At 52.6% G+C, this 14,033-nt stretch carries 14 protein-coding genes; 8 read left to right on the top strand and 6 right to left on the bottom strand.

The genetic code is table 11. The features are described from left to right. Positions 1–86 precede the first annotated feature (86 nt). The 5 genes from AC6I8R_RS24050 to AC6I8R_RS24030 all read left to right on the top strand — a co-directional run bounded on the left by AC6I8R_RS24050 (position 87) and on the right by AC6I8R_RS24030 (position 5,640). Positions 87–1,307, top strand: a complete 1,221-nt coding sequence (locus AC6I8R_RS24050; protein WP_021186476.1) for a D-arabinono-1,4-lactone oxidase — start codon at positions 87–89, stop codon at positions 1,305–1,307. 120 nt (positions 1,308–1,427) lie between these two features. Next, the gene (locus AC6I8R_RS24045) at positions 1,428–2,540 is read left to right on the top strand and encodes a mandelate racemase/muconate lactonizing enzyme family protein (protein WP_415174855.1); all 1,113 of its coding nucleotides are present in this window, start codon (positions 1,428–1,430) and stop codon (positions 2,538–2,540) included. Next, complete coding sequence (locus AC6I8R_RS24040) at positions 2,533–3,597, top strand: proline racemase family protein (protein WP_497833088.1); 1,065 nt, start codon at positions 2,533–2,535, stop codon at positions 3,595–3,597. The genes AC6I8R_RS24045 and AC6I8R_RS24040 overlap by 8 nt, the downstream gene beginning before the upstream one ends. A gap of 25 nt (positions 3,598–3,622) precedes the next feature. Continuing rightward, positions 3,623–4,528 (top strand): dihydrodipicolinate synthase family protein, encoded by a 906-nt coding sequence (locus AC6I8R_RS24035; protein WP_415174857.1) that lies wholly within the window; start codon positions 3,623–3,625, stop codon positions 4,526–4,528. Positions 4,529–4,677: 149 nt separating this feature from the next. Next, positions 4,678–5,640 (top strand): dihydrodipicolinate synthase family protein, encoded by a 963-nt coding sequence (locus AC6I8R_RS24030; RefSeq protein ID WP_415174858.1) that lies wholly within the window; start codon positions 4,678–4,680, stop codon positions 5,638–5,640. Positions 5,641–5,757: 117 nt separating this feature from the next. On the opposite strand, the gene AC6I8R_RS24025 is transcribed toward AC6I8R_RS24030, so the two are convergent. The 4 genes from AC6I8R_RS24025 to AC6I8R_RS24010 form a co-directional block, all read right to left on the bottom strand. After that, on the bottom strand, positions 5,758–5,973 hold the full coding sequence (locus AC6I8R_RS24025; protein WP_497833087.1) for a YdgH/BhsA/McbA-like domain containing protein: 216 nt from the start codon (positions 5,971–5,973) through the stop codon (positions 5,758–5,760). A gap of 123 nt (positions 5,974–6,096) precedes the next feature. Further along, the gene (locus tag AC6I8R_RS24020) at positions 6,097–6,306 is read right to left on the bottom strand and encodes a YdgH/BhsA/McbA-like domain containing protein (RefSeq protein WP_013508023.1); all 210 of its coding nucleotides are present in this window, start codon (positions 6,304–6,306) and stop codon (positions 6,097–6,099) included. Between the two features lie 167 nt (positions 6,307–6,473). Continuing rightward, positions 6,474–7,511, bottom strand: coding sequence for a Gfo/Idh/MocA family protein (locus AC6I8R_RS24015; RefSeq protein WP_415174102.1), 1,038 nt, complete (start codon positions 7,509–7,511; stop codon positions 6,474–6,476). Continuing rightward, positions 7,508–8,944: a protoporphyrinogen/coproporphyrinogen oxidase gene (locus AC6I8R_RS24010; RefSeq protein ID WP_415174101.1), complete on the bottom strand. Its 1,437-nt coding sequence runs from the start codon at positions 8,942–8,944 to the stop codon at positions 7,508–7,510. The genes AC6I8R_RS24015 and AC6I8R_RS24010 overlap by 4 nt, the downstream gene beginning before the upstream one ends. Before the next feature lie 204 nt (positions 8,945–9,148). On the opposite strand from AC6I8R_RS24010, the gene AC6I8R_RS24005 reads away from it, so the two are divergent. Together AC6I8R_RS24005 and AC6I8R_RS24000 are read left to right on the top strand one after the other, a co-directional pair. Further along, entirely contained in the window at positions 9,149–10,033 is an 885-nt protein-coding gene (locus AC6I8R_RS24005; protein ID WP_497833086.1) for a transporter substrate-binding domain-containing protein, read from the top strand. Positions 10,034–10,314: 281 nt separating this feature from the next. Beyond that, on the top strand, positions 10,315–10,968 hold the full coding sequence (locus tag AC6I8R_RS24000; RefSeq protein ID WP_415174099.1) for a GntR family transcriptional regulator: 654 nt from the start codon (positions 10,315–10,317) through the stop codon (positions 10,966–10,968). Between the two features lie 47 nt (positions 10,969–11,015). On the opposite strand, the gene AC6I8R_RS23995 is transcribed toward AC6I8R_RS24000, so the two are convergent. Then, positions 11,016–11,948, bottom strand: coding sequence for a ribokinase (locus AC6I8R_RS23995; RefSeq protein ID WP_497833085.1), 933 nt, complete (start codon positions 11,946–11,948; stop codon positions 11,016–11,018). A 10-nt stretch (positions 11,949–11,958) separates the two neighbouring features. After that, the gene (locus tag AC6I8R_RS23990; protein WP_208727251.1) at positions 11,959–12,840 is read right to left on the bottom strand and encodes a MurR/RpiR family transcriptional regulator; all 882 of its coding nucleotides are present in this window, start codon (positions 12,838–12,840) and stop codon (positions 11,959–11,961) included. A 235-nt stretch (positions 12,841–13,075) separates the two neighbouring features. Between AC6I8R_RS23990 and AC6I8R_RS23985 the strand changes: the two genes are divergently transcribed. Further along, a complete protein-coding gene (locus AC6I8R_RS23985; protein ID WP_208727250.1) occupies positions 13,076–14,026 on the top strand; it encodes a sugar phosphate isomerase/epimerase family protein in 951 nt (316 codons plus the stop codon). The last annotated feature ends 7 nt before the right edge of the window (positions 14,027–14,033 follow it).

Here is a 14,033-nt window from a genome sequence, read left to right as displayed (position 1 = left end):
AATCGATAACCGGTAGCCGCTAACATAATGTTGGTTTATTTTTTATGCGTCAATACCTCTTAATCACAAATTGCGGAGAGCAACACATGACCAAACATCACTGGCAGAACTGGGGCGGTAATCAGGCATTCGACTGCGACAGTCTTTCCCGGCCCACCGATGAAGCCACAGCTATTGCCCTGATTCAGCAAGCGCTGGCAGCCAAAAACAGCGTGCGCGTGGCGGGTAGCGGCCACTCGTTTACCCCGGTGGTGGCAACCAAAAATCTGCTGCTGGATTTGTCGGCGTTACACGGTGTGATCGCCTGCGACACAGATACGTTGCAGACGCAGGTGTGGGGCGGATCGACACTGGCCTCGCTCGGCGCACCGCTGTGGCAGGCGGGCATGTCAATCGCCAACCAGGGGGATGTGGATGCGCAGTCGATAGCCGGGGCGATTGCCACCGGCACCAAAGGTTCAGGCATTCACTACGGTTCGATTTCATCCCAGGTGACCAGCCTGCGGGTGGTTAACGGGCGTGGTGAGGTGATGGATATCGATGCCAGCACGCCGGAGCTGTTACGTGCGGCGCAGGTGTCGCTGGGGATGTTTGGTCCGGTGCTGCGGGTTGGCCTACAACTGATTCCCGCCTACAGCCTGCGCGAAGAAAACATCATCCTGCCGATGGAGGAAGTGTGGAGTCAGTGGGACTTTCTGCTGCGTGAGTACCGTCATTTTTCCTTCTGGTGGATGCCGGGAGCGCATTCTGCCGACCTCTATCAATTGGGCGCAGTACCTGCCGGGCACTGCTTCGTGAAGTTACTACGCGAAGTCCCCCATGCCGCACCCGGCACTCCCGTGGGTGAGATTAACCGCCGTACCGATCAGGCCTGGCGGATTTACCCCGATGGCACCACCGAATCAAAATTCCATGAGCTGGAGTACATGGTCGATGCCGGGGATGCCCGCGCGGCGGTACAGGCATTGCAACAGCTGATGCTGACACAATTCCCCGATGCGCAGTCACCATTGCAGGTGCGCTGGCAAAAAGCCGATCAGGGTTTTCTTTCGGCGCAATCAGGCCGCGACACGACCTCACTCTCCGTCTCCGGCGAAATTGGTAAAAACTACCTGCCATTCCTGCGCGCGGTGGACAGCACTCTGGCTGAATTTCAGGCGCGACCCCACTGGGGCAAATTGCACTTTCTGAGTCGTCAGCGCGTGGCTCAGCTGTATCCGGATTTCAACCGCTTCGTGCAACTGCGTCGTGAGATGGACCCACATAACCTGTTCCTCAATCCGCACCTGGCGCCCCTCTTTAGTTGATCACCGATTCAGATTCGGCGCGCTACAACGGCGGATTGAGCAAGAAAAAAGCAGATTGACAGCCCAAGTGTCGAATGTAATATATTACCCATTACCAACAACGCAAGGTGGCACCGACAGATGAAAATCGCTGCAATCGAAGTGTATGGCTATGAACTGACTTACGCCCACGGTGAATACGTGATGTCAGGTGGGCGCGCTGCGCAAAGCCAGGCGTCTACCCTGGTCCGTCTGGTGACGGACAGTGGTGAGGAAGGCTGGGGAGAGAGCTGCACCCTCGGGGGAACTTACCTGCCCGCGTTTGCCGGTGGCACCCGGGAGAGCGTGCGGGCGATGGCACCGGCACTTATCGGTCTTGACCCCACCAATCTGGCGTTGATCCACCAGCAAATGAACGCGGTGCTGCTCGGCCAGGAGAGCGCCAAAAGCGCGATCGATATCGCCTGCTGGGACCTGTTGGGAAAAACCGCCGGTCTGCCGATTGCCCGACTGATTGGCGGTATTGCGCAGCCGGATTTTCCGCTGTATGAGGCGGTGCCACTCTCCTCACCTGCGGCGATGGCGGAGTTTGTGCGCCTGCGTCAACGCGAAGGCATCAACCGCTTCCAGCTGAAAGTGGGTAACGATCCTTATGAAGATGCAGAGCGCACCCGTCGCGTCGTCGAGGCGTGTGATAAAGATGCGGTGATTGTTGCCGATGCCAATGGCGGCTGGAACGTGCAGGCAGCGGTGGTGGCGGTACGTGAAATGGCCGGACTGGACATTATTGTTGAGCAACCCTGCCGCGACACTGCGGATTGTGCACTGGTCCAACGCATGAGCAGCCTGCCATTATCGATGGATGAATCGGTGGTCAACGCCGCCGAATTGTATCGCGCCAAATATGATGCCGGAGCGGTATCAGTCAATATCAAACTGGCGCGGGTTGGCGGGATCACCGGTGCGGTGCGCATGCGCGACCTGGCGCAGGATCTCGGTATGACCATCGTGATTGAAGATGTCTGGGGTGGTGATGTCACCTCGGCAGCGGTGGCGCATGTGGCAGCCAGTACCCGCGCGGAGGCGCTGCTGCACGCCTCGTTCTTTAATGACTGGACCAAAGAACATGTCGCCGGTTATCAACCCCGTTCAGAACAGGGTCGCGGTACCGCACCACAAGCCCCTGGTTTGGGTATCAAGGTTGATCGCGACCTGCTCGGTCAGCCGCTGTTCCGGGTGGATTGCCATGAATAATAGCCACATTTTACCCGCCAGCGCGCTGGCATGGCTCGACCGCGCTGATCGCCAGGAGATTCTGGCGGTGGATTCTCATACCTGCGGCAACCCGACACGCATCGTGCTGTCTGGAATCACATTGCCGGAGAACGTGCAGGGGGTGGATGCGGCGCGCCTGTGGCTGCGCGACCATGCCGACCACTGGCGGCGTCGTCTGGTACATGAGCCGCGTGGTGGCGGCCTGACCTGCGCGGTACTGCCGATTGCCACGCAGGAAGACGACTGTGATATTGGCGCAGTGATCATGGAGCCAGGTTCTTACCCCCCCATGTGCGGCCACTGCATGATTGGTTTTGCCTCGGTGATTGTCGAGATGAACCTGCTGCCAGGATTGTGGCAGGACCATCCGCAGCAAACTGCTTTCCGCATCCGCACCCCGGCTGGCCCGATTGGCATCACCGCACGCCGTGAAGGTGAGCGCTTCACCACCGTGACCATGGTGAATGTTGAATCCTTTGTGGTGAAAACCCCACAACCGTATCAGGTTGATGGCCGCACCATGCCGGTTGAATTGCTGTACGGTGGCGATTACTACATCTCGGTAGATGCCAGCCAGATCGGGTTATCGCTGGATCGAGACAACGCCACGGAAATCGTCCGGCTGGCACGCCTGCTGCGCGCGGAATATACCGCCGGTGGGGTAGGCGATCCTCTGTCCGGTAAGGAACTGGATGTCTATCAGGTGCTGTTTTATCACTACGATGCCGCACAGCCGCAGGATGCCAGCATTGTGGTGGTGGCCCCACCAGGGGCGATAGATCGTTCGCCGTGCGGCACCGGCACCAGCGCGCTGTTCGCCAAGCTGGTGAGTGAAGGCAAAGTCGCACCCGACTCCACCGTCACGACCCACAGCATTATCGGATCGACCTTTAGCGTCACCGCGCAACAGGTGCGCGAAACCACCGATCGTTTGTATATCAAACCGGCAATCACCAGTCGGGCCTATATCAACGGTTTTCTTATCCTTGCTGCCGATGCGGAAGACGCACTCGCAGATGGTTTTCCCCCGCTTTAATCATTTATTAACGGAGATTCAGCACATGATCCTTAAGGGTGTACTTTCTGCCATCGTTACGCCTTTCACCGCTGACGGTGAAAAAATCGATGAAGTTGCACTGCGTAATCTGGTTGAGCAGGGTATTGCAGATGGCGTCGACGGTTTCGTTCCCGCAGGCGGTACCGGAGAATTCTCGGTGCTGTCCCACGATGAACGTCTGCGTCTGGTAGAAATTGTGGTGGACCAGACCGCTGGCCGTGCTTCGGTGCTGGCCCATACCGGTGCCACCTCCACGCGTGAAGCCATCGCGTTTTCCAGACACGCACAGGACGTGGGAGCCAGCGCGATTATGCTCGCTACCCCCTATTATGAGCCGATTGGCTTTAACGAAGCCTTCGCCTATTACGCAGGCGTAGCAGACGCCACCGATCTGCCAATTTGCGCTTATAACTTCCCACCGGCTACCGGATTACATCTTGACGTCGATTTTTTATTAAAACTGACGCGTGAAATTCCACAGGTGAAATATGTGAAGGACTCTTCTGCCAATATTATGCAGATGAGTACATTAATTAATGAACATGCCGATGAAATCCATTTCCTGAATGGCGAAGACGTTTTAATGCTGCCGGCATTAATGTTGAAAGCACCGGGCATGGTGATGGGGATTGCCAACTTTATGGCACCGGCGCTGGCGAAGCTGCATCAGGCCAGCCAGAGCGGCGATGACCAGACGGTGGTGACTGTCTGGCGACAGATTTATCCGCTGATTTGCCTGCTGGGATCAGGCCGCTACAACAGCGGTGTGAAAGCCGCATGCGAATTGCTGGGGTTGTCAGTCGGGCCAGTACGTGCACCGATTCCGCAATACACCAATGAACAAAAAGCGGTGCTGAAAAATGTGCTGGCGGAAATCGATCCGGTCCTCCTGACCGGTGCTGCACGTTAATTCAGTTTTATTTGCCGCCTGATCTTACCAGGCGGCGCGACAACCAAAAACCCTGCGTGGGCCGTTCAGATTTATTCTGACGATGACCTTCCCTGCGCCGTTTTCGCTGTCGCGTAAGTGATTCATTTAAATTAACTGGAGATGAAAACATGAAGTCAGCGATATTTTCCGGTGTTATTCCCGCATTAATGACGCCCTGCAGCGCGGAACGTCAGCCGGATTTTGATGGGCTGGTGCGTAAAGCACAGCAATTATTAGCTAAGGGTATGTCGGCCGTCGTTTATTGCGGCTCAATGGGCGACTGGCCGCTGCTGACCGATGCGCAGCGCATGGAAGGGGTTGAGCGTCTGGCGAAGGCCGGAGTGCCGGTAATTGTTGGCACCGGTGCCGTCAATACCGCGTCTGCGGTAGCCCATGCCCGTCATGCCCAGCAGGTGGGCGCAAAAGGCTTGATGGTCATTCCGCGCGTCCTCTCTCGTGGCTCGGTCATTTCCGCGCAGAAAGAACATTTCAAAGCCATCCTCGCGGCGGCACCGGATTTACCGGCAGTGATCTATAACAGCCCCTATTACGGCTTTGCCACCCGCGCCGATCTGTTCTTCGCCCTGCGCGCTGAGCATCCCAATCTGGTTGGGTTTAAAGAATTTGGTGGTCCGGATGACCTGCGCTACGCCGCCGAACATATCACCAGCCGCGATGATGATGTCACCTTGATGGTGGGCGTTGATACCGCAGTGGTTCATGGTTTTGTCAATTGTGGTGCCACCGGTGCGATTACCGGGATTGGCAACGTGCTGCCAAAAGAGGTGATTCATCTGTGCAACCTGTCACGCACTGCGGCAACAGGCCATGCGGAAGCCCGCCAGCGCGCCCAAGAGCTGGAACAGGCGCTGGCGATTCTGTCATCCTTCGATGCGGGACCGGACCTGGTGCTGTTCTTCAAGTACATGATGGTATTGCAGGGAGACAGGGAATACGCGCTGCACTTCAACAGCAGTGACGAACTGAGCGCCAGCCAACGCGGTTATGTGGAGCATCAACTGAAGCTGTTTAACACATGGTACGCCGACTGGAGTCAACTGCCGGGTGTTGTTCAGGAAACAAAAGCCTGATGTACAACCCGGACTAAGGCAGGATGGTCAACTACCTCCCATTAACGTACGTCCCCGAGCGATGCCAGAAACAAAAAGGCCGCCTTAACAGGCGGCCTTGATACATCTCAACATTTATTATTTGTACAATTCTGCGGTCATGTGAACACGGTTATTGGTGTTCGCTTCGGTGATTTTGTACTGTGCACCCTGCTGTGCGGCCTGTGCGGCGATTTGCGCTTCTGCACCGTCCAGGGTTGAAGAGGTGACAGAGATGCTCTGCGCGAAGCTGGCTGCTGACATCAGGGAAAGAGCGGCTACAGCGGCGATTGACAGTGCTTTGATAGTTTTCATGGTCTTAATCCTTAATTTGTTTGTTTGGAAGGCTGTGTGCCTTCGATGAAAGTAATAATAACCATAGTTATCGTTTCATGATTGATAATTAGTGCGATAACTGTAATCGTGCTAATTATTACCTTATTTAGTCAGTTCAGCTGACAGGTAAGCACCGTTGTCTACGCGTGCGCCGGTGATTTTGTATGACGCACCTGCCTGTTTGGCCTGCGCAGCGATTTTGGCTTCTGCGCCATCCAGGGTAGAAGCGGAAGCAGTGATGCTCTGCGCAAAGCTACCGAAAGAAACCAGTGACAGGGCGGCAACTGCAACGAAAGTTTTGATAGATTTCATGGTCATTTCCTCAGAAGTTTGTTTAATCGGTGAGGCGTTGTGCCTCGATGTGAGAGAGAATAGACCTGTCGCCGGATGAGGAAAAGCTGAGGGATTTGCTGAAAGAATTCAAAAAAATTGAATGAAAAATTTAACTGCAAAAAAGCCCGCTCCAAAGCGGGCTTAGATTAAACGTCGATCACCTTCCCTTCCCGTGCCGCCAGATACATCGCCTCCACTACCTTCACCGACAACATAGCGCGCTCACCATCGGCCGCCACTTCCCCTTGTTGCAAACGCTCCACAATTGCCTGTAACTGGCGCAACTGACCGCCCGTGGGGTAGTCACGCGGGTCCGTCGGATCGGCAAAGCTAAAACTGGCCGGGATCGCATGGGTCTGACCACTTTCGGACGTATTGCGGAACACTATCTGATCATGCTCACCATTGATAATCACCGATCCCCGGGTGCCGCTGATGGTCAACAGATGACGCTGTCCGGGGTAGGCACAGGTCGAAGATGACAACGTACCCAGCACACCGGATGCGAAATGCAGCACCGCCACGGCAACATCTTCGGTTTCAATCGAGTGATATGCGGTACGCGTAGCGGCATACAGCGAACGCACCGGCCCCAACAAAAACTGGGCCAGATCAATCAAATGCGTAGTTTGGGTGATCAGGCAGCCCCCACCCTCCAGCGCCTGCGTGCCACGCCAGGCATCGCGGGTGTAGTACAAATGAGGACGAAACTGGTTATCAACGATATTGACCAGTGTGATATCACCCAGTCGCCCGGCGGCAATATCCTCTGCCACCTGAAGGGCGGCGTCGGAATAGACACGCTGATAAATCACAAACAACCCCACGCCTGCCAACCGGCAGGCGTCGATGATGTTTTGCGCACGATCCGCGCTGATCTCCAGTGGCTTTTCAATCACCACATGTTTCCCGGCACGCGCCGCTTCCACGGCATACTCACGATGCAAGCCGTTGGGGGTGGTGATAATCACCACGTCCAGTTCCCCCTCATTAAGAAACGCCGTCAGCTCGTTAAATGATCTGGGGATAGCATATTGGGTCGCAAAGGTTGCCGCCTTATCACCGTCCCGTGCCAGCACGGCGTTCAGTTTTGCGCCTGCAACCTTTGCCAGCTCGCGGGCATGGGTTTCCGCTGCCACCCCCGCACCAATAATGCCAAAGCGAATTGTGCGGGTAGAGGTCATGCTTTCTCCTTTACCGCGGACAGGGTGCCACGCTGCGTCAGGGCGGCCAGCCGCATTTTCAGTTGCTGCGCTTCCTGCTCCATCAAATGGGTACGCGCCCGGCGGGCAGCTTCGTGACCGGTACCGGTGGCGATTTCCATATTGCCAATCTCGGCAAAATAATCACCGGCAAAATGAATATTCACATCGCGGCGTTCGCAATAACTTAGCATCGGTTGAAAATCGAAGCCCGCCGGACGGTAGGTGTTCCCTGGTTCCCAACGCTGCACGATGGTTTCTTTCACATGCCCCTGTAATTCCGGGAACATTTTATAAACATCAGCCAGATAGCGATCGCGGATCTGCTCATCCGTCAACTTCAGCATTTCACGCGCGGGTGCCCCACCCGAATAAACCATCAGACTACCGCCCGGTTTACGTGGTCCGGTACGCAGTGGGTTGGCGTGGTTAAAGAACATATCGAAGGAAGCATCTGGCGTCGTGATGGCATAGATGTCGTCATAGGGCATCGGCCCGGTTTCATCGGTGATGATGCCCATCGTCGGGAAAGGTCCGTACTGGACATTTTTCAGCGTGGTACGAACATCATCGGGGATATCCTGTACGATCTTATCGGCGAAATGCGCCGGCACTGCCACGATCACCTCTGCCGCGGTGACTGTCTGCTCGCGGCCTTCGCTTTCGAATACCACCGAGACTTTATTGCCCACTTTCGTCACTGATTTCACCGTCGAGTGGTAACGCACGCGGTCGCCCAACATTTCCATCATGACTTCGCCAAAACGGCCAGAACCACCGTTCAGGTTCAGCGCCATTGAGTCGCCTTTACCTGCCCACACCGCACCAAACAACGAAACGCCAACCCCAGCGTGCTGATCTTCCATCTCCGCAGCCGCACGGCGCGCGGCAGACTGGAACAGCGCTTCAAGGCGCTTCGGCAATGGCCCCATAAAATCACGGAATGACTCATCCGCCAGATAACTCGCCACACGGGCGCGGCGACGCTGATTGTTTTCGCCATACACCGGTTTCATCGCCTGCTGCCAACCCTTCACCGCTTTGAGAATTTTTAACCCGCGCATAGCCAGCGCAAAACGTTCGCGCAGCGTCATCGACATGGTCAGCGGCAGCGCGGATACCGCGTTGGGTTTGTACACTTTGCCGCCCCAGCAGATGGCAAATTTGTTGCCGGGGATGGTGATCACATCCAGACCAATAGAATGCAGGATATTACGCATATGCGAACCGGCAGGTGGGAACAGATGTCCCCCGAGGTTAAGCCAGTAATCACCACGCGACATGGAATAGAGGCGACCGCCAAGACGATGCGTTTTTTCCAGAACGAGAATATTACGATCTCTCAGTTCCCAGGCTGCGGAACAACCTGAAGGACCACCACCAATAACAATGACATCAAAATCAGTTACTTCCATTCTATTTCACCTCAATTGCCTGCATGTTCAATGTGATAGCCGTAGCGGCATAACCTCGCCTCCACGGGTGAGTAAAGCGAAAACCAGGGACACTTGCAATGCTGTGTATAATGGGTAATATATTACCCGTTACATCGCATTGTCAATGGACTGGCTTTTTACACAACACCGTCGTGCCGCAAAATCAACCTGAGGAGAGCGTTAATGAAAGTTTTCAGTTTCCGTCTGTTGTGCCTGGCAGCCACGATGGCGACGGGTGCGTTTTCTATAACAACAAGCTATGCACAGATGACCGTCGCCAAAGTAGATGCCGTTGCTGCTCTGGTTCCACCTGCAATTAAAGACGCCGGGGTGCTACGTATCGCGGTACCGGATATCGGTAAACCGCTGGCCTATAAAGAAGGCGGCAGTTTAAAAGGAATGGATGTCGAACTGGCGAATGCCGTCGCTCAGACTATGGGGCTAAAAGCGGAGATCAGCCTGATCCCCTTCTCCGCCGCCCTGACCGGTTTGCAGGCGAATAAGTTTGATATTTCTTATGGCGAGTTTTATGTCACTGCTGAACGGCTGAAAACTGCGGATTTCGTCTCGAACTGGCAGGATTACAGTACTTATCTGGTGAAAAAATCCAGCGGCTTCAGCCCGAAAACCCTGGCAGATATTTGTGGTCACAAGATGGGTGCTATGGCTGGTTCCGCCGAGCTGGCAACGCTGAAAACCGCTTCCGATAAATGTGGCAGCAATGCCGCCGCCATCAGTGCATTTCCTTCTATTAATAATGCCGTGCTGGCTCTGAACAGTGGCCGCGTAGATGGGGTATTGATCAACCGTGGCGGCGCACAGGAATCGATTCGCCTGGATCAGGGTCTGGATGCCTCCGGGGCCATTGGTGGCGGTCCGACGGCCACGGCCGTGGCGCGCAACGACAATTCCGCCCAGCTACTGGAAGCGCTTAAAGGGGCTTATGAACATCTGATCACCAGCGGTGATTACGCGAAAATTCTCACTAACAATGACACTGCCTACGGTGCGGTGAAAACGATAGAAGTCTATAAAGAAGGCTCCACCCCGCCGACTTACAGCTTTTGACCCATAAAACTCTCCCAGCCGGGAGAGTTTTTTTATATGGGGAGATGTCATTAATCTATTGCCAGGAGAAATCATTACGCTGGCAAAGGAAAGGTTAGCCGCGTAAAAGTGTTGACCAATCACCATAATACGGAGTTAAAAATTAATTATTGCTCATTAATTAGATAGAAACACAAGTGCATTATTGTCATACCAGCAGAGATGGCTCTTTGTCAGGAAACGTGTCAAAATTACTGGCATGTAGCATGTTATCGTTTACTGCGGATTTTACTGGAGTATCTATGGAAAACGTAAATCAATTACGGCAAACCAATCTGAGGGATCAGGCACTTTCCATTCTGAAATTGCGTCTGTTATCGGGCGATCTTGCGCCGGGCAAAATTTACTCGGCTTCCGCGCTTGCGGAAGAGCTGGGTGTTTCTAACAGCCCGGTGCGCGAAGCCATGTTGACGCTGGTGAACCAGGGTTTGATGGAAGCGGTGCGCAATCGTGGTTTCCGCGTGCTGCCCTTCAGCGATAAAGAGCGTGAGAACGTTTATGAACTGCGCATGTTGCTGGAAATCCCGTCGATGATGAAACTGGCCGGCCTGAAAGAACGTATTGAGCCGCGTAAAGATGAGTTCGCTAAAATTGCCGCTGATATGGTGCAGTTCGCGGAAACCGGCGATATTGCAGGCTACCTGGAGATGGATCATCAGTTCCATCTTGGCCTGTTATCGTTACTGGAAAATGAACCGCTGGTGGCGATTGTGGAGAACCTGCGCGACCAGTCACGCCAGTATGGCCTGAAGGCGCTGCGCGAAAGTGGCGGCCTGGTCAAATCCGCTGAAGAACACCAGCCGATCCTCGATGCGATGTTGGCAGGTAACACCGAGTTGACTGGCGAACTGATGAAAAGCCATCTCAGCCATATGGTGGGTGACTGGGCGGGCTGACAGATAACAACAGCCCGTCAGCGAACGGGCTGTTGCTTAAACCGGGTTCAGTGACTCAGTTCGGATTGCTTAATTTGCAGCGCATGAGCCACATCAGGCAACATAGGGAAAGAACTTTGTCCACCGTATTTCTGGATTGAGCAGGAGCTGATCTCGGCAGCAAACGGTACGGCTTCCGCCAATGAAATCCCCTTCACAAGACAGTAAGCAATCCCGCCAATAAAGGAATCGCCTGCCCCGGTGGTATCCACAACATCCGGACAGAAAACCGCCGGAAAATGTTGCGCACTCACGTCGCCAGAGATGACCGCCCCCTTCTCGCCTAACGTGACGATCACCTCACCTGCGATGCGTTTCTTCAGCTGCACGGCGCAGCTCAGAGCTTCCTCAACCGAGTTAACGGGCGCAGCGTGCATAAAACTCGCCTCGGTCTCGTTGACCACCAGATAATCGATCAGCCTTAGCGTTTCATCGGGAATATCACGGGCAGGTGCGTTGTTGACCAGAATTTTACTGCCCCACTTGTGCGCTTTTTGAATAGCATATTCCACAATGTTGGCCGGAATTTCTGACTGAAAGATGACCAACGGTTTATTTGCAAACAACTCATCAGTAATGTCGTCTTCGGTGATGAGATAATTTGCACCCTTGATGATCGTACTACAGTAATCGCCTGATTCTAATATCTGGACAATGCCGATGCCTGAGTTATTGCCGCGCGCGGCAATATGATCGACGCCAACATGGTTCTCATGCAGCGATGAAATTAATTCACGGCCATAAATATCATTACCAACACAGCCTACCATGCTAACCGCTAATCCGAGCCTGGCACATTGTACGGCTTGATTCGCCCCTTTCCCGCCTGGCATCAACATTAACTCATTACCCGTGAAGGTTTCACCAATATCAGGCAGACGATCCTGTTGCACCAGGATGTCATAGTTCAGGCTGCCGATAACAACCACATCAACATTCATAATAAAATCCTTAACTGACTGTGCGTTTAGACGTCACAGCGTTTCTGGTATTGTGTAAACTTTCCTGACTAAATTCACTGGTCTTGCTGGCAATAATGGTAAAAATGGCATCCAGAATATTCAGATGAACAATGCGCGTTGTTGCATTCTCACCCGTGATCGGATTGTTTTTTACCGATGAGATAATCGCGTGGCGCGAGATATGACTTAATGGGCTGTTAGGATAATTAGTCAGGCAAATCGTCTCCGCACCTTTCTCATTCGCCATCCTGGTCATATTGATAATATCGGTTGTTTGCCCGGAATGAGACACTGTCAATAAAATATCGCCCGGCCTCATCAATGAGGCGCTCATCAATTGCTTATGGCTATCGCTGAATACCGACGAGAAAATACCAATTTTAAGTAGCTTGTGGTTAAAATCTTCGCATATCGATCCAGAGCCACCACATCCAGCAATGACTATCCGCGCGTTTTCACTGCGATGAATAAACAGCGCGGCAACTGATTTCACCACCGCAATATCTATCGCCTTCAACGCCTCCTGTAGGGCAAGAATGGAGTTATAAAGTGTACTTTCCACAATCTTTTCAGTGTAAAACTCACCACCGGAAACCGGAGGGACATCAATAAACTCTTCAGAGACAGTGACATTCTTCCCGATATTCATTTTTAAATCATGAAAACCGGTAAAACCGAGTTTTTTCGCCACCTTAGTAATACTGGCGACACTGACATCGAGATAATCGGCAATATCACTGATAGACATGGAAGCCAGCGTTTCGGGATTATCATCAATAAATCGTGCAATGGACCTTTCTTTTCTTCCTAACTCCGGTGCCAGCGTACGCGCCAGTAAAAATATTTCGTTTCCTTTTAAACGATTATGCATACTACTCACCCACCAAATAACCTTCTGCGGAAAAGGTTAGCATGTGCTCTCAGCGCGAAAATGTTAACTACGTCACAGGTTGTGAAATGTTTTATTTTTGTATTTTACTCGGAGTAAAATTTTAACCGTCATTCTCTGATTATGATTTTACTTTCAGTATCATTTGCATCATGGCATTTACCCCAAAAGCAAGTTGCCTTATAACTCTGCCGACGTTCCATTAAAGGTAAAAGCCATGAAATTCTCGTCCCGTATCAATTCATTTCGATCTCGCCCTGAATTATTCTCAGCAAAGAATAATATGGACACCTGTGATCTTATTACTCGCATGGGTCAGGCTGAAGGTCTTACCCACATTGAATTGAATTATCCTGAACATTTTATCGGTCAGGACAAGTCTGTGATTAAATCCTGCATCGCCGATAACGGTTTAAAAGTTGGCGGCATTGCCCTGCGTTATAACAAAGAGTTTATTAACGGCGAATTTACCAATCCCGATGAGGCACTGCGTAATAAGGCCATCCGCATTACGCTGGAAGCCGCAGAAATGTGTAAATTCCTCGGCGGCAACACGGTCACGCTCTGGTTCGGCTATGACGGCTACGATTATCCCTTCCAGCAGGATTACTTCAGAGCCTACGAATTACTGGTTAACGCCTTGCAACAGGTGACTCAAGCTCACCCGGATATGCAGTTCAGCTTTGAATACAAACCTTATGAGCCGAGGACGTTTTCCTTTATCGGGGATGTTTCTTCAACATTAATGTTGATCGACGATGTGGGTTCGCCAAACTTCGGTATCACTCTTGATTTCTGTCACATGATCATGAAAAAAGAGAACCCGGCTTTTTCATTATTCCTGTCGGCGCGTAAAAACAAGTTAGTTGGATTTCATCTGAATGATGGCTATGGTCATTTTGATGATGGATTAATGCTGGGTTCTGTTCATCTGATGCAGACGCTGGAATATATCTATTACGCGAAGCGTGTGAATTTTGACGGACTGGTTTATTTTGATACGTTCCCCAGCCGGGAAGATCCGGTAGCAGAATGCGCGCAAAATATTCGCATGTATAAAACACTGTCGAACTTTATTGATCAAATTGGTCTGGAAGAAATGGAACGTCTGATCAGAGATCAGGATGCGATTAAAGTTCAATCCCTGGTTCTGAAGATGATTAATTAATAAAAAT

The sequence above is a fragment of the Pantoea sp. X-Soil-OKNW-713 genome (assembly GCF_059730685.1).
This window is presented reverse-complemented; position numbering and strand designations above follow the sequence as displayed.

Bases quoted from the DNA above. Each gene is read 5' to 3' on its own strand.
- AC6I8R_RS24050 (WP_021186476.1), top strand. From the start codon at position 87: ATGACCAAACATCACTGGCAGAACTGGGGCGGTAATCAGGCATTCGAC.
- AC6I8R_RS24045 (WP_415174855.1), top strand. From the start codon at position 1,428: ATGAAAATCGCTGCAATCGAAGTGTATGGCTATGAACTGACTTACGCC.
- AC6I8R_RS24040 (WP_497833088.1), top strand. From the start codon at position 2,533: ATGAATAATAGCCACATTTTACCCGCCAGCGCGCTGGCATGGCTCGAC.
- AC6I8R_RS24035 (WP_415174857.1), top strand. From the start codon at position 3,623: ATGATCCTTAAGGGTGTACTTTCTGCCATCGTTACGCCTTTCACCGCT.
- AC6I8R_RS24030 (WP_415174858.1), top strand. From the start codon at position 4,678: ATGAAGTCAGCGATATTTTCCGGTGTTATTCCCGCATTAATGACGCCC.
- AC6I8R_RS24025 (WP_497833087.1), bottom strand. From the start codon at position 5,973: ATGAAAACTATCAAAGCACTGTCAATCGCCGCTGTAGCCGCTCTTTCC.
- AC6I8R_RS24020 (WP_013508023.1), bottom strand. From the start codon at position 6,306: ATGAAATCTATCAAAACTTTCGTTGCAGTTGCCGCCCTGTCACTGGTT.
- AC6I8R_RS24015 (WP_415174102.1), bottom strand. From the start codon at position 7,511: ATGACCTCTACCCGCACAATTCGCTTTGGCATTATTGGTGCGGGGGTG.
- AC6I8R_RS24010 (WP_415174101.1), bottom strand. From the start codon at position 8,944: ATGGAAGTAACTGATTTTGATGTCATTGTTATTGGTGGTGGTCCTTCA.
- AC6I8R_RS24005 (WP_497833086.1), top strand. From the start codon at position 9,149: ATGAAAGTTTTCAGTTTCCGTCTGTTGTGCCTGGCAGCCACGATGGCG.
- AC6I8R_RS24000 (WP_415174099.1), top strand. From the start codon at position 10,315: ATGGAAAACGTAAATCAATTACGGCAAACCAATCTGAGGGATCAGGCA.
- AC6I8R_RS23995 (WP_497833085.1), bottom strand. From the start codon at position 11,948: ATGAATGTTGATGTGGTTGTTATCGGCAGCCTGAACTATGACATCCTG.
- AC6I8R_RS23990 (WP_208727251.1), bottom strand. From the start codon at position 12,840: ATGCATAATCGTTTAAAAGGAAACGAAATATTTTTACTGGCGCGTACG.
- AC6I8R_RS23985 (WP_208727250.1), top strand. From the start codon at position 13,076: ATGAAATTCTCGTCCCGTATCAATTCATTTCGATCTCGCCCTGAATTA.